Origin of the sequence: Kitasatospora sp. NPDC093550, assembly GCF_044764985.1 — a bacterium.
In the GTDB taxonomy this organism is placed as follows: domain Bacteria; phylum Actinomycetota; class Actinomycetes; order Streptomycetales; family Streptomycetaceae; genus Kitasatospora.
This window is the reverse complement of sequence record NZ_JBIWJF010000030.1, coordinates 41,681-63,690: the sequence shown is the minus strand read 5'-3', so window position 1 is coordinate 63,690 and position 22,010 is coordinate 41,681. Positions and strand designations below refer to the sequence as shown.

Annotated in this window: 23 protein-coding genes; 11 read left to right on the top strand and 12 right to left on the bottom strand. The window is 75.0% G+C overall.

Annotated elements, in window-relative coordinates; translation table 11 throughout:
- The first annotated feature begins 109 nt into the window (after nt 1-109).
- From ACIRD3_RS33570 to ACIRD3_RS33555, 4 genes are all read left to right on the top strand, one after another.
- The gene (locus ACIRD3_RS33570) at nt 110-634 is read left to right on the top strand and encodes a hypothetical protein (RefSeq protein WP_402224108.1); all 525 of its coding nucleotides are present in this window, start codon (nt 110-112) and stop codon (nt 632-634) included.
- A gap of 186 nt (nt 635-820) precedes the next feature.
- Complete coding sequence (locus ACIRD3_RS33565) at nt 821-1,597, top strand: LamB/YcsF family protein (RefSeq protein ID WP_402224106.1); 777 nt, start codon at nt 821-823, stop codon at nt 1,595-1,597.
- A 137-nt stretch (nt 1,598-1,734) separates the two neighbouring features.
- Nucleotides 1,735-2,349, top strand: coding sequence for a 5-oxoprolinase subunit PxpB (gene pxpB, locus ACIRD3_RS33560; RefSeq protein WP_402224105.1), 615 nt, complete (start codon nt 1,735-1,737; stop codon nt 2,347-2,349).
- Nucleotides 2,350-2,362: 13 nt separating this feature from the next.
- Nucleotides 2,363-3,271, top strand: coding sequence for a biotin-dependent carboxyltransferase family protein (locus tag ACIRD3_RS33555; RefSeq protein WP_402224103.1), 909 nt, complete (start codon nt 2,363-2,365; stop codon nt 3,269-3,271).
- A gap of 25 nt (nt 3,272-3,296) precedes the next feature.
- Here the strand turns inward: ACIRD3_RS33555 and ACIRD3_RS33550 are convergent, their stop codons facing one another.
- A complete protein-coding gene (locus ACIRD3_RS33550; protein ID WP_402224101.1) occupies nt 3,297-4,220 on the bottom strand; it encodes an aminoglycoside phosphotransferase family protein in 924 nt (307 codons plus the stop codon).
- A gap of 100 nt (nt 4,221-4,320) precedes the next feature.
- On the bottom strand, nt 4,321-5,091 hold the full coding sequence (locus tag ACIRD3_RS33545; protein ID WP_402224099.1) for an alpha/beta fold hydrolase: 771 nt from the start codon (nt 5,089-5,091) through the stop codon (nt 4,321-4,323).
- 133 nt (nt 5,092-5,224) lie between these two features.
- Between ACIRD3_RS33545 and ACIRD3_RS33540 the strand changes: the two genes are divergently transcribed.
- A complete protein-coding gene (locus ACIRD3_RS33540; RefSeq protein WP_402224097.1) occupies nt 5,225-5,758 on the top strand; it encodes a PadR family transcriptional regulator in 534 nt (177 codons plus the stop codon).
- A gap of 91 nt (nt 5,759-5,849) precedes the next feature.
- Here the strand turns inward: ACIRD3_RS33540 and ACIRD3_RS33535 are convergent, their stop codons facing one another.
- Complete coding sequence (locus ACIRD3_RS33535) at nt 5,850-6,431, bottom strand: DUF4396 domain-containing protein (protein WP_402224095.1); 582 nt, start codon at nt 6,429-6,431, stop codon at nt 5,850-5,852.
- Nucleotides 6,432-6,576: 145 nt separating this feature from the next.
- Here ACIRD3_RS33535 and ACIRD3_RS33530 point away from each other — a divergent pair, with 145 nt between their 5' ends.
- Entirely contained in the window at nt 6,577-7,272 is a 696-nt protein-coding gene (locus ACIRD3_RS33530) for a class I SAM-dependent methyltransferase (RefSeq protein ID WP_402224093.1), read from the top strand.
- 247 nt (nt 7,273-7,519) lie between these two features.
- Nucleotides 7,520-8,365, top strand: a complete 846-nt coding sequence (locus tag ACIRD3_RS33525) for an undecaprenyl-diphosphate phosphatase (RefSeq protein WP_402224091.1) — start codon at nt 7,520-7,522, stop codon at nt 8,363-8,365.
- A gap of 111 nt (nt 8,366-8,476) precedes the next feature.
- Here the strand turns inward: ACIRD3_RS33525 and ACIRD3_RS33520 are convergent, their stop codons facing one another.
- Entirely contained in the window at nt 8,477-9,997 is a 1,521-nt protein-coding gene (locus ACIRD3_RS33520; RefSeq protein ID WP_402224089.1) for a HEAT repeat domain-containing protein, read from the bottom strand.
- Between the two features lie 289 nt (nt 9,998-10,286).
- On the opposite strand from ACIRD3_RS33520, the gene ACIRD3_RS33515 reads away from it, so the two are divergent.
- Complete coding sequence (locus ACIRD3_RS33515) at nt 10,287-10,895, top strand: hypothetical protein (protein WP_402224087.1); 609 nt, start codon at nt 10,287-10,289, stop codon at nt 10,893-10,895.
- Between the two features lie 229 nt (nt 10,896-11,124).
- Here ACIRD3_RS33515 and ACIRD3_RS33510 read toward each other — a convergent pair whose 3' ends face one another.
- Nucleotides 11,125-12,606, bottom strand: coding sequence for a hypothetical protein (locus ACIRD3_RS33510; RefSeq protein ID WP_402224085.1), 1,482 nt, complete (start codon nt 12,604-12,606; stop codon nt 11,125-11,127).
- A 508-nt stretch (nt 12,607-13,114) separates the two neighbouring features.
- On the opposite strand from ACIRD3_RS33510, the gene ACIRD3_RS33505 reads away from it, so the two are divergent.
- Entirely contained in the window at nt 13,115-14,353 is a 1,239-nt protein-coding gene (locus tag ACIRD3_RS33505; protein ID WP_402224084.1) for an aminoglycoside phosphotransferase family protein, read from the top strand.
- A 78-nt stretch (nt 14,354-14,431) separates the two neighbouring features.
- Here ACIRD3_RS33505 and ACIRD3_RS33500 read toward each other — a convergent pair whose 3' ends face one another.
- The 4 genes from ACIRD3_RS33500 to ACIRD3_RS33485 all read right to left on the bottom strand — a co-directional run bounded on the left by ACIRD3_RS33500 (nt 14,432) and on the right by ACIRD3_RS33485 (nt 17,688).
- Entirely contained in the window at nt 14,432-15,811 is a 1,380-nt protein-coding gene (locus ACIRD3_RS33500; protein WP_402224082.1) for an acyl-CoA dehydrogenase family protein, read from the bottom strand.
- 168 nt (nt 15,812-15,979) lie between these two features.
- On the bottom strand, nt 15,980-16,063 hold the full coding sequence (locus ACIRD3_RS33495; RefSeq protein ID WP_402224145.1) for a putative leader peptide: 84 nt from the start codon (nt 16,061-16,063) through the stop codon (nt 15,980-15,982).
- Nucleotides 16,064-16,187: 124 nt separating this feature from the next.
- Entirely contained in the window at nt 16,188-16,682 is a 495-nt protein-coding gene (locus ACIRD3_RS33490; protein WP_030288620.1) for a hypothetical protein, read from the bottom strand.
- A gap of 793 nt (nt 16,683-17,475) precedes the next feature.
- Nucleotides 17,476-17,688: a DUF397 domain-containing protein gene (locus ACIRD3_RS33485; protein ID WP_097239819.1), complete on the bottom strand. Its 213-nt coding sequence runs from the start codon at nt 17,686-17,688 to the stop codon at nt 17,476-17,478.
- 385 nt (nt 17,689-18,073) lie between these two features.
- On the opposite strand from ACIRD3_RS33485, the gene ACIRD3_RS33480 reads away from it, so the two are divergent.
- Nucleotides 18,074-18,613, top strand: a complete 540-nt coding sequence (locus ACIRD3_RS33480; protein ID WP_402224080.1) for a PTS-dependent dihydroxyacetone kinase phosphotransferase subunit DhaM — start codon at nt 18,074-18,076, stop codon at nt 18,611-18,613.
- A 41-nt stretch (nt 18,614-18,654) separates the two neighbouring features.
- Here the strand turns inward: ACIRD3_RS33480 and ACIRD3_RS33475 are convergent, their stop codons facing one another.
- From ACIRD3_RS33475 to ACIRD3_RS33465, 3 genes are all read right to left on the bottom strand, one after another.
- On the bottom strand, nt 18,655-19,143 hold the full coding sequence (locus tag ACIRD3_RS33475) for an NUDIX hydrolase (RefSeq protein WP_402224078.1): 489 nt from the start codon (nt 19,141-19,143) through the stop codon (nt 18,655-18,657).
- Between the two features lie 23 nt (nt 19,144-19,166).
- Nucleotides 19,167-19,718, bottom strand: coding sequence for a sugar transferase (locus tag ACIRD3_RS33470; protein ID WP_402224076.1), 552 nt, complete (start codon nt 19,716-19,718; stop codon nt 19,167-19,169).
- 366 nt (nt 19,719-20,084) lie between these two features.
- A complete protein-coding gene (locus ACIRD3_RS33465) occupies nt 20,085-20,357 on the bottom strand; it encodes a hypothetical protein (RefSeq protein ID WP_402224074.1) in 273 nt (90 codons plus the stop codon).
- A gap of 476 nt (nt 20,358-20,833) precedes the next feature.
- Here ACIRD3_RS33465 and ACIRD3_RS33460 point away from each other — a divergent pair, with 476 nt between their 5' ends.
- Complete coding sequence (locus tag ACIRD3_RS33460; RefSeq protein ID WP_402224072.1) at nt 20,834-21,910, top strand: polysaccharide deacetylase family protein; 1,077 nt, start codon at nt 20,834-20,836, stop codon at nt 21,908-21,910.
- Nucleotides 21,911-22,010: the final 100 nt, after the last annotated feature.

Sequence of the window (22,010 nt, the reverse complement as noted above, 5' to 3'; positions counted from 1 at the left end):
CAAAAGGAGGGTCTAGAGTCGCTTCCGCGCAGGCGGGACAAGGCTCCGCCCGCTCTTCGGCACGCTTCGGCGCGGATGCGCCGGCCTGCCCCGCATGGAGGTGCACGACATGGACGGCGACCCCGCGGTCATCCTTCGCAAGGTCCGGCGCTGGCTGTGGTTCTTCCTGGTCGCTCTGGTGCTCAGCGGACTGACCGCCTTCCCGCTGGAGACCGAGACCCGCTGGCTGGTCGACTTCGCGACCGGCCCGGCCGCACCGCTGACCGACCACTTCCCCGCCGCGACGGCCTGGTTCGAGCGGGTCCACACCGGCATCGCCGAGACCGGCGAGCGCTACCCCTTCCTGGCCTACGGCACCGACTGGCTGGCCTTCGCCCACCTGGTGATCGCCGCCGCCTTCTGGGGGCCGCTCAAGGACCCGCTCCGCAACATCTGGGTGATCCGCTGGGCCGTGCTCGCCTGCGGGGCCGTCATCCCGCTGGCCCTGATCTGCGGGCCGCTGCGCGGGATCCCGCTGGTGTGGCGATTCATCGACATGTCGTTCGGAGTCTTCGGCGTCATCCCGCTGCTGATCGTGCTCCGGGCCTTGCGCCCGCTGGAACGTTCCTTCCCGGAAGCGGCGCCCGCCCGCTGAGCCGAGGCGGTCCGCACGCCCCCGGTGGCGGCGCCCGGGGGCGTGCGGACCGGGTCGCGCGCGGTGGGCCGCCGGGCGGTCCGGCCGGATCACCCGCGGTGGCCTCCGGGGCCCCGGGTCACGGGCAACGGCCTTCATCCGCAGGCCCTACCATCTGGCTCAACAGCTGCTGGGAGGCGGACGGGCGTGGCCGATGCGGTGATCGATCTCAATGCGGACCTCGGCGAGGGGTTCGGGCGCTGGACGCTGACCGACGACGAGGCCCTGCTGTCCGTGGTGACCAGCGCCAACGTCGCCTGCGGCTTCCACGCCGGCGACCCGTCCACGATGCGCCGGGTCTGCGCGCTGGCCGCCGAGCGCGGCGTCCGGATCGGCGCCCAGGTCTCCTACCGCGACCTGGCCGGCTTCGGCCGCCGCGCCATGGACGTCCCCCCGGAGGAGCTCGCCGACGAGATCGCGTACCAGATCGGCGCCCTCCAGGTCTTCGCCCGCGCCGCCGGCTCGAAGGTCTCCTACGTCAAGCCGCACGGCGCGCTGTACAACCGGGTGGTCACGGACTCCGACCAGGCCGAGGCGGTGGTGGCCGGCGTGCTGCGGGCGGGCGCGGTCTGCGACGGACCGCTGCCCGTCCTCGGACTGCCCGGCTCCCGGCTGCTCGAGGTCGCCGAGGGCGTCGGACTGCCGGTGGTCGCCGAGGCCTTCGCCGACCGGGCTTACACCCGCACCGGCATCCTCGTCCCGCGCCGCGAGCCCGGCGCGGTGGTGCACGACCCCGAGACGGTGATCACCCGCGCGGTCGACATCGCCCGGGACGGCTCGGTGGAGTCCGTCGGCGGTGAGCGGATCAGCGTCGAGGCCCGCTCGCTCTGCGTCCACGGCGACACCCCCGGCGCCGCTCAGCTCGCCTGGCGGGTGCGCGGCGCCCTGGCCTCGGCCGGGGTCCGGGTGGAGGCGTTCACGTGACGGCGGGCGCCGGAGCGCGGTCGGGCGGCGGAGGACGGTCGGGCCCCGCAAGGCGGTCGGGCTCCGGAGAGCAGTCGGGCCCCGGAGCGCGATCGGGCGCCGGAGCGCGGTCGGGCGGCGAGGGGGCGGAGGCCGCCGTGGTGCGGCGGGTCGGCGAGCGGGCGCTGCTGGTGGAGCTGCCCGGGACGGCCGAGGTCGCGGCGCTGTACGGATGGCTGCGCGAGCGGCGGCAGGCGGGGGCGCTCGGCGAGGTCGGCGAACTGGTGCCGGCCGCCCGCACCGTGCTGCTGGACGGCGTCGCGGACGTCGACGCGGTGGCGCGGCTGCTGCGCACGGCCCGTCCGGCGGCCGCGGAGACCGCCCACGGCCCGCTGCTGGAGGTCCCGACCGTGTACGACGGCGCCGACCTGGCCGAGGTCGCCGCGCTCTGGGGGGTGTCCGAGGAGGCGGCCGTGCGGATCCACACCGAGCCCGAGTACGTCGTCGCGTTCTGCGGCTTCGCCCCCGGCTTCGGCTACCTCACCGGCCTGCCCGCCCGGTACGAGGTCCCGCGCCGGGACACCCCGCGCAGCTCCGTCCCGGCCGGCTCGGTCGCGCTGGCCGGCCCGTACACCGGTGTCTATCCGCACCCCTCCCCCGGCGGCTGGCAGCTCATCGGCCGGACGGCGCTCCCGCTGTGGGACGTCGACCGGGAGCCTCCGGCCCTGCTGGCCCCGGGCGTCCGGGTGCGGTTCACGGCGCGGCGGGCCTGAGGAGAAGGCGGCGATGAGCGAGCTGGGGACGAGCGAGCCGGCGACGGGCGAACCGGCGACGAGCGGGCTGGTGGTGGTGCGCCCCGGGCCGCTGACCACGGTCCAGGACCTCGGGCGGCGCGGGGTCGCGCACCTCGGGGTGCCCAGGGCCGGGGCGCTGGACGAGCCCGCGCTGCGGGCGGCGAACCGGCTGGTCGGCAACGAGCCCGGCGCCGCCGGTCTGGAGACCACGCTCGGCGGGGTCGCGCTGCGCGCCGTCGGGACGGTGGTGGTCGCGGTCACCGGCGCGCCCGCGCCCGTACGGGTGGCCGGACGGGCCGCGGCGTGGGGCGCGCCCGTCGTGGTACCGGACGGGGCGGTGGTCGAGGTGGGCGCGGCGACGGACGGAGTGCGCGGCTACCTGGCGGTGGCGGGCGGGATCGCCGTCCCGCCGGTGCTGGGCAGTCGCTCGACGGACCTGCTCTCCGGCCTCGGCCCGGCGCCGCTGCGCGCCGGGGACCGGCTGCCGGTCGGCACCCCGCCACCGCCCCGGGACCGGCCCGAGCTGGTGCCGCTGCCCGCTCCCCCGGCCGAGCTGGTGCTGCGGCTGCGGCTCGGCCCGCGCGCCGACTGGTTCACGGCGGACGCGGTGGGCCGGCTGGGGCGCGACGGGTACCGGGTGTCCAGCACGAGCAACCGGGTCGGGCTGCGCACCGAGGGACCGGCGGTCGCACGCGCCCGGGAGGGCGAACTCCCCAGCGAGGGCATGGTGTTGGGCGCGGTGCAGATCCCGCCGGACGGGCAGCCGGTGGTCTTCCTGGCCGACCACCCGACCACCGGCGGCTACCCGGTGATCGGCGTCGTCCCGGCCGCCGACCTGGCGGCCGCCGCTCAGGCGCGGCCGGGAACACCCGTGCGGTTCGCGCCGCTGCGGGAGCGCTGACGGCGACGGGGGCGAGGGGCCGGCCTCAGCCCCCCAACAGCGCTTCGGCGACGGCCCGTTGGGCCGGGTCCAGCTCCGTCCCGCCCTCCTCGGCCGCCCAGACCGCGTTCTGCAGCACCCGGGCGAGCGTCCAGGCCGCCGCGACCTCCCGGTCCAGCTCCAGCGCCTCCGTCAGCAGGTCGAAGCGCCGCCGCACCGCCCGGGCGGGGACGCCGGCGGCCACCACGTCCTCCCAGCGGTTGCGCAGCGCCGGGAGCAGCTCGAAACCGGGGTGCCCGGCGAGCGGTTTGGGGTCGATGGCCAGCCAGGGCCCCCGGTCGCTTCCCGGGAGCGGGGCGAGGACGTTGCCGTAGTGGAGGTCCCAGTGGAGCAGCCGGTCACCGGCCTCGGCGCGCACCTCGCGGAGGGCGGCGGCGCAGTCATCGAGCAGGCCGCGCTCCTCCGGGTCGACGAACGCGGCGAGGGCGGCCGGGGCACGGCTCGACAGTCTCGCGGCGACGGCCGCCAATGTCCGCATGCCGGTCGGTGCTTGATGCCGCGTCAAATGCCTAAGCAGCTCGGCGATCACCCGCAGCGCCGCGAGGTCGTCCGGCACGGCGTGGAGCGAGCGCGTCGCATCCAAACGCTCCAACAGCAGCGAGCCCGAGGCGGGTTCGTGGTCCAGCAGCCGGACGGCGCCGCGCCCGCCCCAGGTCCGCAGGGCGAGCGGTTCACCCGCCGTCTCCTCGTCCACGGGTTGCAGCTTCAGGACGGCGGGCGTGCCGTCGACGCGCAGCACCGGCAGCACCAGCCCGACGACGCCGTGCGCGACCGGCCCGTCCGGGCGCAGCTCCCAGCGGTCGAGCAACTCGCCCGCCAGGGCAGGCAGTCGGGCGGCCCAGGCGCGGCCTTCGGGGCCGCGGAACTCCTCCAGCGACGCGGCCAGCGCGGGCGGGACGGCTACGGGCATCGGTCGGGCTCCTCTCGGGTGCTCCCCGCCCAGCCTAGGCGCTGCCCTGCGACGCGCCCGGCCCTGCGTGAGCTGACCGCGGTCGGCCCAGGGCCCCCGATCAGCCCGCGGCGAGCGCCTCCGCCGCGACGGCCGCGAAGCCGTCCGGGTTGTCGAGCATGATGTTGTGCCCGCAGTCCGGCACGGCGACCACCCGGACGCCCGCCGCACGGAGTCCGGCCGCACCCGTCAACTCACCGTCCGCTGCCGGGTGGAGGAAGGTGCGCGGGAGGTCGAGGCCGAGCAGCAGCTCGCGCATGGTCGGGTCCCCCGCCCGGGCGAGGTGGTGGGCACTGCGGTAGAGCGCCTCAGGACCGGCCAGCCGCATGGTGGACCACCAGAACGGGCCGACCCGCTCGGCGACCTCCGCGCGGCCGCCGGACAGGAACTCCGCCTCCGTGTAGCCCGCGATGCCACTACTGCCGGGGCGCCGCCGGTCGGGCCCGACCGGGTCCAGGTTGGCGTCCACCAGGACCAGCCGCGCGACCAGCCCGGGGTGCCGGTGGGCGAGGACGATCGCGATCGCCCCGCCCATGCTGTGGCCCACCACCTCGACCCGGCTCAGCCCGGCCGCGCGCACCGCCGCGGCGACCGCGTCGGCGTGCTCCTCCAGGGTGTAGCCGAAGTCCGCCGGCCGGTCGCTGACGCCGAAGCCGAGCAGGTCCATCAGCAACGAGCGGCGCCCGGCGAGCAGCGGGTGGGCGGCGGCCGCCGCGAAGTAGACCGGCGAGGTGGCGCCCAGCCCGTGCAGGTAGAGCCGGGCGGGCTCGACGCCGGGCAGTTCGACCCAGCGGATCAGGTCGCCGTTCGGCGTGACGGGGGCGTGGCGCATCGCGAGGACTCCTCTACCGGAGGGACACCGGGGGCTCCCGGTTCCCGGGAGCAGCGAGACCATACCTCGGTATCGAGGTATCTCGCATCCGAGATACCCGTGAACCGAGGGACGGCCATGAGAGGGTGGCCCCATGCTCAAGCTCGCGATCCTCGGGTTCCTGTACGACCGGCCCCTGCACGGCTACGAGCTGCGCCGCCACCTCTCCGCACTCGCCGGGCACGTCCAGCCGATCAGCGACGGCACGCTCTACCCCGCGATCAAGCGCCTGGAGACCGCCGGGCTGCTGGTCCGCCGGACCGAGCCCGGCAGCGCCGCGGCGCCCCGGCACACCCTGCACCTCACCGAGGCCGGCCGCGCCGCGCTGCTCGACCGGCTGCGCGCGCCCGAGCCGCTGGACCTCAGTGACGAGAACCGCTGGTTCACCCTGCTCGCCTTCCTGCGCCACCTCGACGACCCCGCCGCGCAGGCCGCCGTGCTCCGCCGCCGCCTGGCCTTCCTCTCCGAACCCGCGAGCTTCTACTACGACGGCGACCGCCCGATGGGCGCCGAGGAGTTCACCGACCCGTTCCGGCGCGGCCAGCTGCTGATCGCCCGCGCCACCACCGAGGCCGAACTCGGCTGGCTGCACGCGACCTTGGCCGAGCTGGAGGACGTCGCACGGTAGCGGGCACCGCCGGAACGCGCCGCGGCCCGTACCGACCGGGCGACGGTCGGCACGGGCCGCAGGCGAGGGGTTCCGGCTCCTCGGGGTGGCGTCAGTGCCGGTGGTAGGCGTGCACCACCGCGTGGCCGCGCCCCCGGCCGATCATCCAGCGGTTGACCGGGACAGTCAGCGCGAACGCCAGGGCCAGCGAGCCGGCCAGCGAGACCCAGAACAGCAGGTCCCCGAGGCCGGCGTCCATCGCCCCGGGAACGGTGACCATCACGGTGTTGTCGATCAGCTCCATCACCAGGATCGACACGGTGTCCGCGGCCAGCGCGACCTTCACCGCGGCACCCACGTCCAGACCGGCCTTCAGCACGCCGCGCATGGTCAGCGCGTAGCCGAAGACGAAGGCCAGGATGATCGAGACCACCACGGTCGCACCGTTGTGCAGGCCGAAGGCGGTGCCCAGCACCATGCCGAGGATCTCGCCGACGGCGCAGCCGGTGAGGCAGTGCAGGGTCGCCTGCGCGGCCGCCCCCCAGGTCGTTCCGCCCCCGTGGGCCTGGTGATGGCCGTGGCCGCCGTGGCCGGCCTGCCCGTGGTGCTCGCGACCCCCATGCCCTTCGTGCTCGTGGCCTTCGTGCCGATGGTGGTCGTGCCCCTGGTGCTCGTGCTGTGCGGGGTGTGCCATGTCGTCCTCCGCGTGCTCCGACGCCCGTCCGGCGCCGCTTCCCTCGCTCCGTCGATGATCGAAGTTATACCCCCATGGGGTATGTGGCAAGCCCCTTTCCGAGGCCGTCTTTCCAGTCGCGCCCATCCGTGCTCGGATGAAGGACATGGCTGACGACCGACGCAAGGGCTACGACGGGACCGGCGAGGGCGCGATCACCCCGGACGGCTGCGCCGTCGAAGTGTGGAGCCGCCTCCCCGTGGGCAACGCCCCGGAGGTGATCGGGGCCGCGGTGCCGCCCGGCGCGAGCATCCTCGAACTCGGCTGCGGCGTCGGCCGGATGACGCACCCGCTGACCGACCGCGGCTTCACCGTCACGGCCGTGGACGAGTCCGCCGAGATGCTGGCCCGGGTCCGCGAGGGCATCCGTACGGTGCGGTGCCCGATCGAGGAGCTGGACCTCGACGAGCGCTTCGACGTCGTCCTGCTCGCCTCCTTCCTGGTGCACACCGGTGATGTGACGGTCCGTCGGAGACTGCTGGAGGCGTGCCGCCGCCACGTCGCCGAGGACGGCTGCGTGCTGCTGCAGCGCGAGGGCGAGGACTGGCACCTGAACCTGCCGCGCGAGACCGCGATCGGCCCCGGCGCGCGGTCCCGGATCGTCTCGGCCACGCCGGTCGGCGACGGCGTGAACTCCGTCCGCTGCGAGTACGAGTTCCCGGACGGCGTCTGGACGCAGACCTTCCTGTCCCGCCCGCTCGGCACCGCGGAGTTCGAGGGGGCGCTGGCCGGCGCCGGTCTGACGGTGGAGCGGTACCTGACGGAGGACCGCACCTGGGTCCGGGCCCGGCCCGCGCGGTAGGCCGCTCACTCCGGAACGGGCGCTCCGCCCCGGGTCGGCGGCCGGGAAGGGCCCGTACGCAAAGGGCACACCAAGGGTGAACAAAGAACTGTCACCTTCACCCCGTACCATCGGCCGCGCGCCGGGCCCGCGCGCGGCCCGTGGGGCCGGGCGGGGTCGCGGTTGTCCGCATGCCCGTTCCGACCCGCGAGGACCCGCCCATGCCGCCCCAGCCCACCGCCCGACGGATACCCCCGGCGGGTGTCCGGTGACCGAATGGCTCCACGGGGCCGTTCTCGGCCTGATCCAGGGGCTCACCGAGTTCCTGCCGATCTCCTCCAGCGCCCATCTGCGGGTCTTCTCCGCGCTGCTGGGCTGGGACGACCCGGGTGCGGCCTTCACGGCCGTCACCCAGCTCGGCACCGAGACGGCGGTGTTGATCTACTTCCGCAAGGACATCGTCTCGATCGTGAAGACCTGGGCGCAGTCGCTGGTCCGCCCGGCGCTGCGCTCGGACCCGGACGCCCGGATGGGCTGGTTCGTGATCATCGGCACTCTGCCGATCGGCGTCCTCGGCAAGCTGTTCCAGGACACCATCGAGACCCACCTGCGCGACCTGCGGATCATCGGCACCACGCTGATCGTCTTCGGCCTGATCCTGGCCTTCGCCGACCGCACCCGCGCCGTCCGCCACGCCCGTCCGATCACGGACCTCACGCTGCCGCACGCGGGCGTCTACGGCTTCGCGCAGGCGCTGGCGCTGATCCCGGGCGTCTCCCGCTCCGGCGGCACGATCAGCGCGGGCCTGCTGCTCGGCTACAGCCGGGAGGCGGCCGCCCGCTACTCGTTCCTGCTGGCGATCCCGGCGGTGCTCGCCTCGGGGACGCTGGAACTGTTCAAGATCGGCGAGGGCCCGGCGCCGGCCTGGGGGCCGACCGTCCTGGCCACCCTGATCGCCTTCGCGGTCGGCTACGCGGCGATCGCCTGGTTCCTGAAGTACATCTCCAGCCACAGCTTCCTGCCGTTCGTGGTCTACCGGGTGCTGCTCGGCATCCTGATCATCGGACTGGTCGCCGGCGGCGTCCTGACGCCGGACGCGGGCTCGGTCAAGTAGAACCACGTTTCACACGTCGGCCTTCAGGGCCGCCCGGACGCAGCGGGCCCGGACACCGACGCGGTGTCCGGGCCCACGCAGCGTGGGGTGCCCGTCGTTCGAGGACGGACCCTAGCGCCCGGACTCCCGGGCGGCGGTCAGCCGGCCGCGTACGGCGGCGTGGACCTCGGCCTCCTCGGCCGGGTCGGCGGCGAGTCGGCGCAACCGCTCCAGCACACGCGCGTCGCCGGTGGTGGCGACGTGGCGCGCGGCGAGCTCACGCGTGGACTCCTCGCAGTCCCAGAGGCACTCGACGGCCGGCCCCTCGGGAAAGTGCACGTCGGTGGCGGCGAGCGCCCTGGCGGCGCGGCCGCGCAGCTCGGAGGAGGCGGCCTCCCCGTAGATGTGGCGCAGGACCGGGACGGCGTCGGCGGCGGCCAGCCGCCCCGCACCGTCCACCAGGGACCCGAGCCCGGTACCGGCGACCCCGCGCACGGAGACCCAGCGGCGCAGCCCGGCGACCACCAGCGGCGCGTCCTGCGGCTCCCCGGCGTCGGCGAGCAGCTGGACGGCGGCCTCGCCGAGCGCGCTGTCCGCACCCCCGGTGGCCGGGTCGGCCCAGCGGCGGGCCTGGGCCAGCACCTCGGGGCCGCGCATCCGGCCGAGCAGCTCCAGGGCGGCCCGGACGATCCGGTCGTCCACGTCGGCGGCGGCGACCTCGATCAGCTCGACGGCGGCCGGATCACGCTGGTCCACCAGGTAGCGCAGGGCCGCTCGGCGGGCGCCGGGCAGGCCGCTGCGGGCGGCTTCCAGCAGCGCGGGACGGTCCTCGGGGCGGACGACGGCGGTCAGGCAGCGGGCGGCCGCGGCGGCGCGGCGGTCCACCGCGTCGGGGCCGCTCGGGGATGCGGCGTCCCGCGCGGGCTCCGGTCGCTCCGGGCGGGCGTCGGGCCGGCCGAGGAAGGCGCCGACACCGACGCCGGCCAGATCGCCCTGGTCGGCCCAGGCCAGCACGTCGGCGGTGGACCAGCCGGGGGTGACGCCGCTGCGGTTGACCTGGCGTTGCCAGAGGTCGAAGGGTGACTGCTCGGTCGCCGCCGCCACTCTCGGGTGGTAGGCGGCCCACAGCCGCCAGGGCCGGGGCTCGTACGCGTTGCGGATGAACTCGCGCAGCTCGGCGTCGCCCTCGGGGCCCGGCGGGAAGTGGTCCAGCACGGCGGTGCCGAGCAGCAGCAGGCCGCGGTCGTCGTCGCGCAGGGCGAGTTCGTCGAGGGCCCAGGCCCAGTTGGCACCGGTGGCGGCGTACTCGCGCAGCATCAGCAGCGCGTCGCGCCGGCCGTACGCGGCGAGGTGGCCCAGGACGGAGAGGGCGAGGCCGGTGCGGCTCTCGTCGTCGGTGACGAGGTCCTCGGCGGAGTGGAGGTGGTCCTCGATGCCGTCGAGGGGGGCCTCCAGCTCCATGTAGAGGCGGGCGTAGTAGAGGGAGCGGCTCTCGACCTGCCAGTCGGCTCGCGGATCCCTGGTGACGCACTCCTCCAGCGCGGCGATGGCCTCGGCACGGTCGGCGGCCAGCGCATGGAGCTGCCCGTCACCACGGCCTCGCTGCAGGAGGCCTAGGAGGCTGGCACTGGGTGCTATCACTGGCTCGAACATGAGGTCAGCATCCGTTGCGGCGGTCGTAGTGGCAACGGGATTTCCGTCGCCGGGGGTCTCTGGTGGGTACTGCGGTGGGCGCCCGGGCGCCGGAATCACCGAAGGTTACCGCCTCGGGACCCCTTCCGCACACAGGGCGACGGGGCCCACTGCCACAGTGGCATATGCCAGGGGAATTTTGCCTGCGATCTGTCCAAATCGCCCACGAGGGTGAGGACGCTGTGCGACAGTCTTCTCACAACCCGAACGACCCGCACAAAGCGGGCCGAACCCGAGCGATGGACCCGCCATGAACATGCCCTTAGGTGCCGCCCGCCCGCCGGGCACCGCCACGGTGGACGGTGCCCCGGCGGGCGCGAAAGGCTCCGGCGCGAACGCCTCGGGCGCGAACGGCTCGGGCCGCGGCGCGGCGGGCAGGACGGGCCTCGCCCACGACGGCGGCGGCGGGGACGACGGCTCCGGCGGGGACGCCGACGGCGGGACGGACGACAGAGTGGACGGCACGGCGCAGGAGCCGTCCGGCCCCTACCTCGGCGACGGCGACGGGGACGGCGGCGCACTCGACGGTGACACCGTCCTCGGCTCCGCCGAATGGGACCTGCTCACCGACGGCATCCGCTGGAACGCGGAGACCTACCTCCTCCTCGGGTGCGACCCGGACCACGGCCCGCTCAGCCTCGACCGACTGCCCGACCGCCTCCCGGAGGCGGACCGGCCACTGCTGCGCCGGATGATGACCGACGCCCTGGTGCACGGCCGCGCCGCGGTCGGCACCCTCCGGTTCCGCCGGCCCTGCGGGCGGCAGGACACCGTCGAGTGCGCGGGCGAACCCGTCCTCGGAGCGGACGGCACCGTCACCGCGCTGCGCATGCTGCTCCGACCGGCTCCCCCGGCCTGATCCCGGGCATCGTGGGCCCGGCCCACGACGTCGCCGACCCGGCCCACGACGTCGCCGACCCGGCCCACGACGTCGCCGACCCGGCCCACGACGTCGCCGACCCGGCCGACGGCGTCACCAAACCGGCCCACGACGTCGCCGACCCGACCTGCGAGGGTTCCGGGCCGACCTGCGAGGGTTCCGGGCCGACCGGTTTCGCTCCGGGGCTTCCGGACGACAGCCCCGCCCCTCACGTCAGCCGCGGCCGGTTCTTGGCGTCCGCCGCCCGCAGCTCCCGCCCCAGCTCGGCCCGCAGCTCGTCCACCACCGGCAGCCCCCGGTACGCCGCGGTCAGCCGGTACATCTCGCGCAGCCGGTCCCAGGTCCGGTGCGAGGAGTTCTGGCCGATCAGGTTCATCGCCATCTTGGCCTGGGTCTCCGCCGCGTCCGGCTCACCGGTGATCAGGTGCACCGAGGCGAGCGTGATCCGGTCGAAGAGCGCCGAGCGCAGCTGCCCGGTACCCTCCCGCAGGGCGATCACCTGCTCCGCGCGCTTGCGGGCCGTGGGCGCCGCCCCCGGGTCGTGCTCGGAGAGCGTGCGCAGCACCAGGGCCTGCATCCCGCGCAGCTCGGCCTCGTCGAAGACCTGCATCCAGGACGGCGGCGGCTCCGGCGACTCCTCGGCGAACAGGTCCTCGGCCTCGCCGAGCAGCCGGTAGGTGTCCTGGGAGTGCCCGATCGAGGCGTGCGCCCAGGCCTCGACGGTGTTCAGCATGGCGCGCGTTCTGGGCATCAGCCGCCCACCCGCGGCCTTGGCCGCCGACATCAGGTCCAGCGCGTCGTCGGCCCGGCCCAGGTGGACCATCTGCCGCGCGGCCCGGGAGATCGCCTCGCCGGCCCGCGGCCGGTCACCGGCCTCCTTGGCCGCCTCGGCCGCGATCATGAAGTACCGCTGGGCGGTGGGCTCCAGGCCCACGTCGTGCGACATCCAGCCCGCCAGCACCGCGAGGTTGGCCGCGACCAGCCACAACCGCTGCTCCACGGCGGCCGGGTGGCGGTGCGTCAACAAACCACCGACCTCGTTGAGTTGACCGACCACCGCCTTGCGCTGCAGCCCGCCACCGCGGGCCGCGTCCCAGGCCCGGAACACCTGCACCGAGCGTTCCAGCGACTCCACCTCGTCGAGCCCCACCGGGCCCGCGTCGTACACGTCCACCACCGGGCGCGCCACGCTCCCGGTGACCACCTGCCGGGGCCCGGGGACGGAGGCCGCGTACGCGACCGCGTCCCCGCCCAGCCAGCCCTTCAGCGAGTCGGCGATGACCGCCCCGGCCGTGAGCGCGGCTCCGGCGCCCACCAATCCACGTCGGTTCAGCATGAGGTCCATTCCCGTGAACTCGGTGAGGACCGCGGCTGTTCGATCCGGCGACCATGGCACTGCTGCGGACGGCTCCGCTCCGGACCTGGTGGGCCGGTGTCGTTCCAGACCGAGGTCCTCAGTGGTGACGACACGGCCGAGCCGCTCCGTGAACACGGCTGCCAGCACCCTGGGCACCGGATCGCGCGGGATCTCCCCCTGCTCGATCCAACGCCGTACCCTCGAGGTGTCGGTGGACAGGTGCATCTGCCCCATCGCGGCACCCCGACGGTTGACCAGCCGCGCGAGTTCGCCCTTGGACCATCCGGTCAGGACGAACAGGTCGGCGAGTCGGGTGTTGGGTCCCCTGCTCAATGAAGCCCCCAGGTTCCTCGGCTCCTTCGAGGCTAGAGGCTCCGGCAAGTGCCAGGCGAGCATTCGCCACCGTTCGCCAGGGCCCGCCAGACTACTAAGCCAGTGCCCGACGGGTGTGTTGTAGGGGTGCGCCACCTCGCCCCCGGTCCGGGCGGCGTCCCACCAGCGTCAGGGCAGTCCCCCGACGGTGTCACGGGACGCGACCGGTTCTCACCCGAGGGGGTGGCGCGGCCGGGTGGCGCGGGGGCGCCGGGCACGGCCACGGCAGTCCGGCCGACCGCATTCCCCAGGGTGCGGACGGCCGGAGCACCGCCGACCAGGGGTTCCTGACCCCGCGTCCGTGCCCGGCGCCCGCGCACCACCCGCCGCCCGACCCCGCACCACGCCCGACCCCGCACCACCCGCAACCCGCAGGGCCGCCGTCACGCCAGGAAGCACACGGCACCGGCCCTCCCCGCCCCCGCGGGGCCGCACCCGCCGACGGACCGGAAGGGACCACCCTCAGCCCATGTACTCCTCAGCGACGACCCCCACACCGACCGCGACCCGCACCGCGCTGCGCCCCCCCACCGCAGCCACCGGTCGGACCGGCCCCCGGCAGATGCCCCCGGCCAGCCGTCCGGTGGCTCCGCGCGGGGTCGAGGGCCGGGCCACGGACACCCGGGTCGTCCCGGCCGGCCGTACGGCCTCCGGACCGGTCGGCCGTACCGCGCTTGGGCTGCGCGGCCCCGAGACCGCCCCGCCGACGGGCGCCCGCATCCCGCTCGCCCGGCAGGCCGACGGCCAGGTGCTGCGCGCCCGGCGGCCCGGCCAGCCCGGCGGCCCGGAGCGGATCGATCCGTCCGCGCTGCAGACCCCGTCGGTCCGGGCGGCGCTGGCGAGCGTCGCGCGGATATGTCCCGCGTTCACCCCGCGCCAGGTCCTGCGCGAGGGCAGCCGCCACATCCTGGTGGCGGGCACCATCGGGCGGGCTCCGGTGGTCGCCAAGTGCCTGGCGCCGCAGGCGGTGCGGAGTGAGTACTTCGAGCAGCTGGTGGCCGACTTCCACCACGAGGTCGCGGTCTACCGGGCGTTCGTCCGGCACCGCCCGCCGGTGCGGCTGCCCCGGCTGGTCGCGGCCGACCACGACCGCTGCGTGCTGGTCATGGAGCGCATCCCCGGCCGCCCGGCCGCCCGCGAGCGCCACCCCGTCAACGCGCCCACCCCGGGCGAGGTGCGGGCGCTGCTCACCGCCGTCCGGACGCTGAACCTGTGGCGGCCGCCGACCGACGTGTTCCAGCCGCGCATGGACTACCAGTTGGAGATCGCCCGCTACCACTCGGTGGGCCAGCTCACCGACCGGGACGCCGGCGACCTGCGCGGCCTGCTGCACGGCCTCGGCCACACCCCGATGCAGCTCTGCCACGGCGACGCCCTGCTCAGCAACATGCTGCTGGCGCCGTCCGGCCCGGTGCTGGTCGACTGGGAGCAGGCCGGCTGGTACCTGCCCGGGTACGACCTGGCGGTGCTGTGGAGCGTGCTCTCCGGGGACACGGCGGCGCGTCGGCAGATCAGCCAACTCGCCCAGAGCGGCGGCACGCTGGCCCGGGACGCGTTCCTGGTGAACCTGGTGCTGGTGCTGATGCGGGAGATCCGGCTGTACGACGTGCCGGGCGCCGGCGAGGAGCAGCGGATCATGATCCGGCGGCTCTACGACGACGCCGCGCTCGCCCGCCGGGCCGTCCGCGCGGCGGTCGGGACGCGCTGAACCGCCGCGTCCGGGCCGCCGCCCCGGCCACCCGAGCGACCCCGGCCACCCGAGCCGTACGGCCGGGTCACCGACGGATCACGGCCGCGTGCCGCGCTCCAGGGCGGCCCGGCCGGCGGCCTCCAGGACGGTCTCGTCCGAGGCCAGGTGCACCCGGCTGCTGAGCACGTCCCGCAGGTAGCGCTCCAGCGGGTGACGCCGGCTCAGGCCGGGATTGCCGGTGAGCGCGACGGCCTGCTGGACCGCCGTCGTCGCGGCCCGGGTCGCCAGCAGGTGGGCCGGGCCGGTCCGGGCGACGGCGTCCGGCTCGCCCCGGTCCACCCGGGGCGCGAGGCCCTCGACCAGCTCCTCGGCACCGATCAGCTGCGCCTCGATCTCGCCGAGGGCGCAGCGGTAGCGGGGCAGGGTGCCGAGCGGCTCGGTCAGGTTCGCCGGGGTGCGCTGGTTGAGGAAGCGCACCAGCCAGGACTCGGCGGCCCGGGCGACGCCGATCGCCACCGCGGAGAGGGCCAGGTCGTGCCAGGCGCGGGAGAGTTCGGCTTCGCCCGTCCCGGCGGCGTCGTCCTCGGGCCCGCGGGATCCCAGGCCGAGCGCGAGGTCGGCCGGCACCCGGACCCGGTCGAGCACCACGTCGTGGCTGGCGCTGGCCCGCAGGCCGAGCTGGTCCCAGGTCGGGTCGATCTCCAGGCCGTCGCTCTCGCCGCGGACCAGGAAGGTCCCGGTCCTCGGTTCCTCCTCGTCGGTCCGCGCGGTCACCGCCATCCAGGCCAGCGCCTCGGCGCCGGTGCAGTACGTCTTCCGTCCGGTCAGCAGCCAGTCATCGCCGTCCCGCCGGGCGACCGTCTCGGGCAGTCCGCCCGGCTGCCCGCCGGCCTCCGCCCACAGCGTGTTGACCAGCACCGGACCGCGCCGGGACTCGGTGAGCAGCCGCCGGTACCCGGCCGTCGGCCAGTCCGCGTGACGGGCCTGCTCGGCGTGCCGGAGCAGGGTGAACGCGGTGACCACGGCCACCGAGGCGTCCCCACGCCCGAGTTGGGACAGCACCCGGACGGTGTCGGCCAGCGTGCCGCCCGGTCCGCCGTACTTCCGGGAGACGGTGAGGGTGAGCAGCCCGGCCTCGTGGACCGCCTCGATGCCCTGGTACGGGAAGGTCGCGTCGCGGTCGTGCTCCTCGGCCCGGGCGGCCAGCAGGTCGACCACCCGGGGCAGCCCGGCCAGCGCGGCCTCGACCGCCGCGCGCTCGGACGCGTGGCCGGACTCCGACGGGCCGGATCCGGCCTGGCCGGAAGTCGACGGCGGCGCCGCGGCCCGGGACCGCCCGCCGGCGGAGCGCTCGGAGGTGGAGCGCTCGGAGGTGGAGCGCTCGGAGGAGGCACGATCGCCGGACGAGTGGTCGGCGGACGGTCGCTCCTCGGACGAGCGGGCGTCGGACGAACGGTTGGCGGCGCGGGTCGTCATGATGCGGTGCCTCCGGGCGGCAGCGTGGGCTCGACGGATGCGGGCGGCACGCCGTACGGGCGCGCGGTACCGACTGGCGGCCCCGGAGGTCAGGTCACGGCCCGCCCCCCGGGTTCGGCGCCGACCGGATCCGGCCGACCCCACGCCGCCGGGGGACGGAGATCCCCCTCAGCAGCCCGGACATGCCGCGCTGGCGGTGCGCCCCAGGTCCAGATGCCTGCGGCGGGTCAACAGCGGGAGACGGCACGGCATGTTCGCGACTGTACGAACCGTTGATCGATACCGTCAAGCGGCGTCCGGCCCCGGTCGGCGCCCGTCCGGGGCCGGAGGCGGCCCGACGCCGGGATCAGCCCTGTCCGAGTCGGTCCTGGCGGGATCAGCCCTGCTGGAACATGTCCGCCGGGAGCGGCTTCAGCAGCTGATACAGGTCGTCCGAAATCGGTCGGTCCCAGGACGCGATGGTGACCAGGACGCCGTCGCTGCGGCCGAACTGGGCGCAGAACACGCGCTCCTCGCTGACCTTGACCTTCTTCACGATCAGCAGGTCGTCGCCGAGCATGACCGGGAAGTCCTCGGCCGAGACGAACTCGACCGGCTCGTCGTTCTCCAGCGCCGCGAGCAGCTGACGCACCTCGAAGGGCACCTCGTCGCCGGTCTCCCGGGCGGGCGAACCCTCGGGGAGGTTGCCGATGAACATCGCCGGGCCTCTGCCGCCGAACAGGTCGTAGCGCAGGAAAATCCCCTGGCAGGAGCCGTCCGGGCCGGTCATCATGGCCGCACCGAAGTCACCGGGCCAGTCGCCCGGGTCCATCGCGAGCACGTCGAAGTCCGGGCCGGCGGGCTGTCCGGAGCGACGGCGGAGAAAAGACATGGGAACATCGTACGTGTCCGGCACACCACGCTCGCGAGGTGGGTCGGGCACCGTCGGGGGTCGGGCGGGAGATCGACGCTCAGAGACCAATGTTGACTCTGAGCAACCGTCCGGGCTACGTTCGGTTCAGCACGACAGCCGTTCTGGGTTTCACCCTCCGGGGGGACGGCACGTCGCAACGCGGCCCTACACGCGTATCCCTCACTGTGCACTTGTCGTGCCGAACCGCCGAGCACCCAGCTTCGTCGTCACACACAGCACTACACACAAGCCAACAGTTCCATGCATCACAAGCCAGATCCGCGGGGCCCCGGCCCGTCGCTCCCGTGGATCTGCTCGGGACGCCGCCGCGTGGGGGCGTGCGGGTCCCGAGCATCGGTGCCGTCTCCCGAGTCGCTCTCGGTTCTCGGCGCCAGCCTCCCGGCGACTGCCGGCCCCTCGCGGGGCCGGGACCGGCCGACGCACCCCGGTGCGCAGGGGATGACTGGGAGGATGGCCTGGCAACGCTGCCGGGCCGCACAGCAGGCGCCGTGTCTGGCCGCGTGGGGGCGGTGGGCACGGCGTCTGCCTGTGCTCATACTCTGAGCTGCGTTTGTCTAACAGTCAACAGAAATTCTGACGGGGCACGCTCAATAGATCATCAGTTGTGATGTTCCGCCCGGAAAACCGCCCGCGGAGCGGACCCCCGGTCGGTTCCGTGGGTCCGCTCCGCGCGGCTCGGGGCAAGCGATCGGGGCGAGTCCCTCAGGCCCTCAGTCCCTCAGGCCCTGGGCGAACCCCTCGGACGAGGCCCTCAGGTGAGGTCGAACTCGCCGTCCCGGGCGCCGAGCACGAAGGCCCGCCACTCCGCCGGCGTGAAGACCAGGACCGGACCGTCCTCCTGACGGCCGTCCCGCATCCCGATGTACCCGTCCACGAAGGCGATCTGGACGTCCCCGACCCCCTGGCTGCTGCACAGCCACTCCGCACCGGTGAAGTCCACCCGGGGCTTCCCGCTCGGCGCCAGCTCAGACTGCGCGCCACCGACCTCCGTGTCCGTCCCACTGTTGAGTGCCACTGATCGATCTCCTCCCGACGGCGTTCCGGGGCCAGCCTAGCCACACCGCCCTTGCCGGGTCAGCGGGTTGACGAGGACTCCCGCCGCCGGGGACGGGCGCCGCCGGAGAACGGGTCGAGGAGCGGCGGAAAGGTCGAGGCGTGTCCCGACCGGCGGGGGCGCCGGGCAGCTGCCACAGTGCTGACAGGGCGCCGCCCCGGCCCGGGAGGCACCTCCGGGGCCGTACGGGCCCCGCGAGGCCCGCACGGGGCCGGACCGCACCCCCGGGCGACCCCGTCCACCGCCGGGCGAGCCCGCCCGCCCCGTCCCACCGATCCGCCCAAGGGAGCAGCCGATGAGCCGCCGGGAGGCCACCCGCGCCGACGTCATCCCCATCTCCGACGCCCCCTCGGCCCATCCCCCGGCGCCCCGTACGCCCCCCTCGGCCACGCCGCTGCCCCGGCCGACGCCGGCCCGGCCACCGACGCACGGCCGGGTCGGGATCGTCCTGGTCTCGCACAGCCAGGAACTGGCCACCGCCGTACGCGATCTCGCGCTAGCGTTGACCGGATCCGACTCCCCCGCCCCGGTCTCCGCGACCGGCGGGGACCCGTCGGACGGTCCCGGCATCAGCGCCGTCCTGGTCGCCGCCGCCACCCGCCGGGTGGACCAGGGCCACGGCGTGGTGGTGCTGGCCGACCTGGGCGGCGCCGTCACCACCGTCCTCGCCCTGCTGTCCCAGGCCGACGAGCACGGCCTGCCGTTCCCGGTCCGGTTCGCCGACGCCCCGTTCGTCGAGGGCGCGGTGGCCGCCGCCGCGACCGCCACGGCGGGCGGCGACCTGGCGGCGGTGCTGGACGCGGCGGAGGAGGCCTACCGGCAGCACAAGGGCTGACCGGGGACGGCCCGGACCGGGGCCCGGTCAGCGGTGCCGGGTCAGGGCCGCTCCTTGCCCTCCCAGGTGAAGACGGCCGGGCCCTCGCACTCCAGCGCGTGGCGCAGCCGCTCGTGCTCGGACTCGATCATCGGCGGCAACTCGTCCAGCGCGAACCAGCCGACCTCCAGCGACTCGTCGTCGTTCACCCGCGCCTCGCCGCCGACCGCGCGGCAGCGGAACGTCAGCACCAGGTACTGGGTCACGTCACCGTTCGGGTACGTCACCCGCGGCGAGACGGTGACCGAGGCGAGCAGCTCGGGCACCGCCACCACGCCGGTCTCCTCCTCGCACTCGCGCACCACGCCGTCGGCGGGCTGCTCACCGGGGTCGAGGATGCCGCCGATCGGCGCCCAGCGGCCGTCGTCGGACCGCCGGGCGAGCAGCACGCGGTCACGGTCGTCCAGCACGACGGCGACGACGGCGCTCAGCCAGAGCGGGCGGTGCCCGACGACGGAGCGGAGTTCGGCGAGGAAGGGGGGAATGGCCATGGGGCGCAGCCTATCCGGGCAGGTCAGCCCGATCGGTTCCCGGTCGCCCGCAGCCGGTCGGTGGCGGGGCACAGCAGGGCCAGGACGGTGAGGCCGAGGATGTGCAGGTCGAGCCGGAGCGAGCGGTGCTCGACGTACCAGAGGTCGAGCTCGGCGCACCAGAGGTCGCGCTCGGCGTACCAGAGGTCGCGCTCGGCGGCGTGACCGTGGAGCTGGGCCCAGCCCGTCAGTCCGGGGCGTACGGCGAGCCTGGCGCGTTCGCGGCGGGAGTAGCGCCCCACCTGGTCGGGCCGGGCCGGCCGGGGGCCGATCACCCCCATGTCGCCGCGGACGACGTTCCACAGCCGCGGCAGTTCCTCCAGGCCGGTACGGCGCAGCAGGGTGTCGAGCCGGCCGCCCCCGCCGGTCCGGAAGCGCAGGACCTGGAACTCCCGGCCGTGCCGTCCGGCCCGGGTCTGCCGTTGGAGCACCGGGCCGCCGGTCGTGCAGCGCAACAGGACGGCGATCAGCAGGGCCAGCGGCAGCGCCACGATCGCCGCCAGGGCGGCGACGGCGAGATCGCCACCGCGTTTCATGAGGCGGACACGGCACTACCCGGTCTGCCGCTCATCGCTCCCCCTCCACGGCGCTTCGAGCCGGAAGAACGCATTCACAGTAGAGGCGCGATGAAGTGGTTGTCCGGGAATGGTGAAAGAAGGGCGTCCGAGATTGTCAGACAGGACGATATTCAGTCGGTCTGACTAATTTCGCTCGCTCGGTCTTCGGAATGCCGAAGGCGATCGACGCAAGGGCGTCCCTTCGGCGTCGTCCGGCGTCGTCCGGCGTCGTCCGGATCTTGTCCGGGTGCCGGGCGGGTCCCGGGCGGGTGCCGTCCGGATCTTGTCCGGATCCCGTCCCCGTGCCCGGCTGGACGGTACTTCCGGCAGGGCCCGGCCCGCGTGTCAGACCGCGGTGCGCCGCCGGTCGCGGAAGAGCCCGAAGGCGATCCGGCCGAGCAGCAGGACACCCGCCGCCAGGCAGCCGGCCACCGCCATGGCCCACGCCGGGCCGCCGTTGTCCGGGACGAGCACCGCCACGAGGATGCCCGCCGCCAGGCAGGCCAGGCCCACCACGGCCAGCGGGAGCTGGTGGGTGACCAGGGCTCCGCCACTGCACGCGCGCGCCATCCGGGACGCGCCGTGCAAGTGGAAGGGGTCACGGTCCGCATCTGCCATGAGCCCAAGGTACCCCGGGCCGAAGCGGTAGGCAGCCCGCAGGGAGTCCGGGGTCGGACACTCTGCGCAACCGGCGAGCGGGAGTGTCCGGCGGGTCGGGACGGGGGCGTCCTGCAGGTCGGGACGGGGGCCGCCGGGCGGTAGGACGGGGGTGGATCCGGAGCCGGTCCCGGGCCTCCTCCGGTACTTCCTCCGGGACTTCCTCCGGGACCTCCCCCGGCCCTCGTCCGAGGCTTCCGGATGCGCATTCCGGCTCCACAATCAGTCCACGAAAAATCCTCGTCCCCCCGGTACAACCATCCCCCTGGTGCAACGGTCTCAATGGCATTGAGTGATCCAGGAGCCGTTCGCGGGCGGGTGTGAACCCCCACCGGGAACAGGAAAGTCCAGGGGCCGGAGCCGCCGCCCCCTGGAGTCGGAGGCCGGCTCCGTCCTCCGGCGGTACCGCCACGCCGCTCGGCGAACGAGGGGGAACCGTGCCGCAGTCCCAGTCCACAACATCGATCTCCATCGCCCGCGCCAGGCCGACACCCGGCGTGCGGGCACTGCCGCCACCCGCCGGGTACCCGGCGGGCCGGCGTGACGGGAGCCGGCAGGGCGGGGGCCCTCGCCGTCTCCCCGTAGACCCGGAACACCAGCACCAGGACGCGCGGGGCGAATGGCTGCGGTTCGCCCCCGTCCAGCCGCTGTTCCGGGCCCGGGCCGCCCAGCGCCTGGCCGTGCTCGCCTACCACGGGGTGACCGACCACCGGTCGTTCGGCGCCCAGCTCGACCGGCTCCAGCGGCTCGCCACCCCCGTGCCGCTCAGCGCCGTCCTCCAGGCCGTGACCGAGCGGCGGCCTCTGCCACCCCGCAGCGTCCTGGTCACCTTCGACGACGCCGACCGGAGCGTCCTCACCCACGCCCTGCCCGCCCTCGACGCCCGCGGCATTCCGGCCACCGCCTTCGTCATCTCGGAGCTCATCGGCACCGAGCGGCCGTTCTGGTGGCACGAGGCCGACTTCCTCGCCCGGCACGGCGGCCGCGCCCGCTCGCTCGACTGCGGCCACCCCTCCCAGCTGCTCCACCGGCTCAAGGCGATGCCCGACCCGGACCGGCGGCGCAGCCTGCACGAGCTGAGGGCCAGCGCCGACCGCCGGCCGCCCCGTCAGGAACAGCTCACCCCCGCCGACCTCCTCGCCCTCCGGGACGGGGGCGTCGCGATCGGCAACCACACCCAGGGGCACCCGTGCCTCGGCCGCTGCGACGACGACACCGTCCGCGCCGAGATCACCGGCGCCCACGAGGCCCTCACCCGCTGGCTCGGCGAACCCCCGACGGCCTTCGCCTACCCGGACGGCGGCCACGACCCCCGGGCCGAAACCGTCCTGCAGGAACTCGGCTACCGCCTCGGCTTCCTCTCCGACCACCGCCTGGGCCCCCGCCTCCCCTCCCACCCCCTCCAGATCAGCCGCCTCCAGGTCGACTCCACCACCAGCACCCGCCGCTTCGACACCATCCTCTCGGGCCTCGAACCCGCCTACCGCCGCTGGCGCCGCCAGGCCGTCGCCTGACCCGCATCGGCGTGGGGGGGGGGGGCGGGCCCCGCCCCCCCCCCCCCACCGCCCGGCCCCCCCGCCCCCCCCCCCGGCGGACGCCCCCAAAAAGCCACCC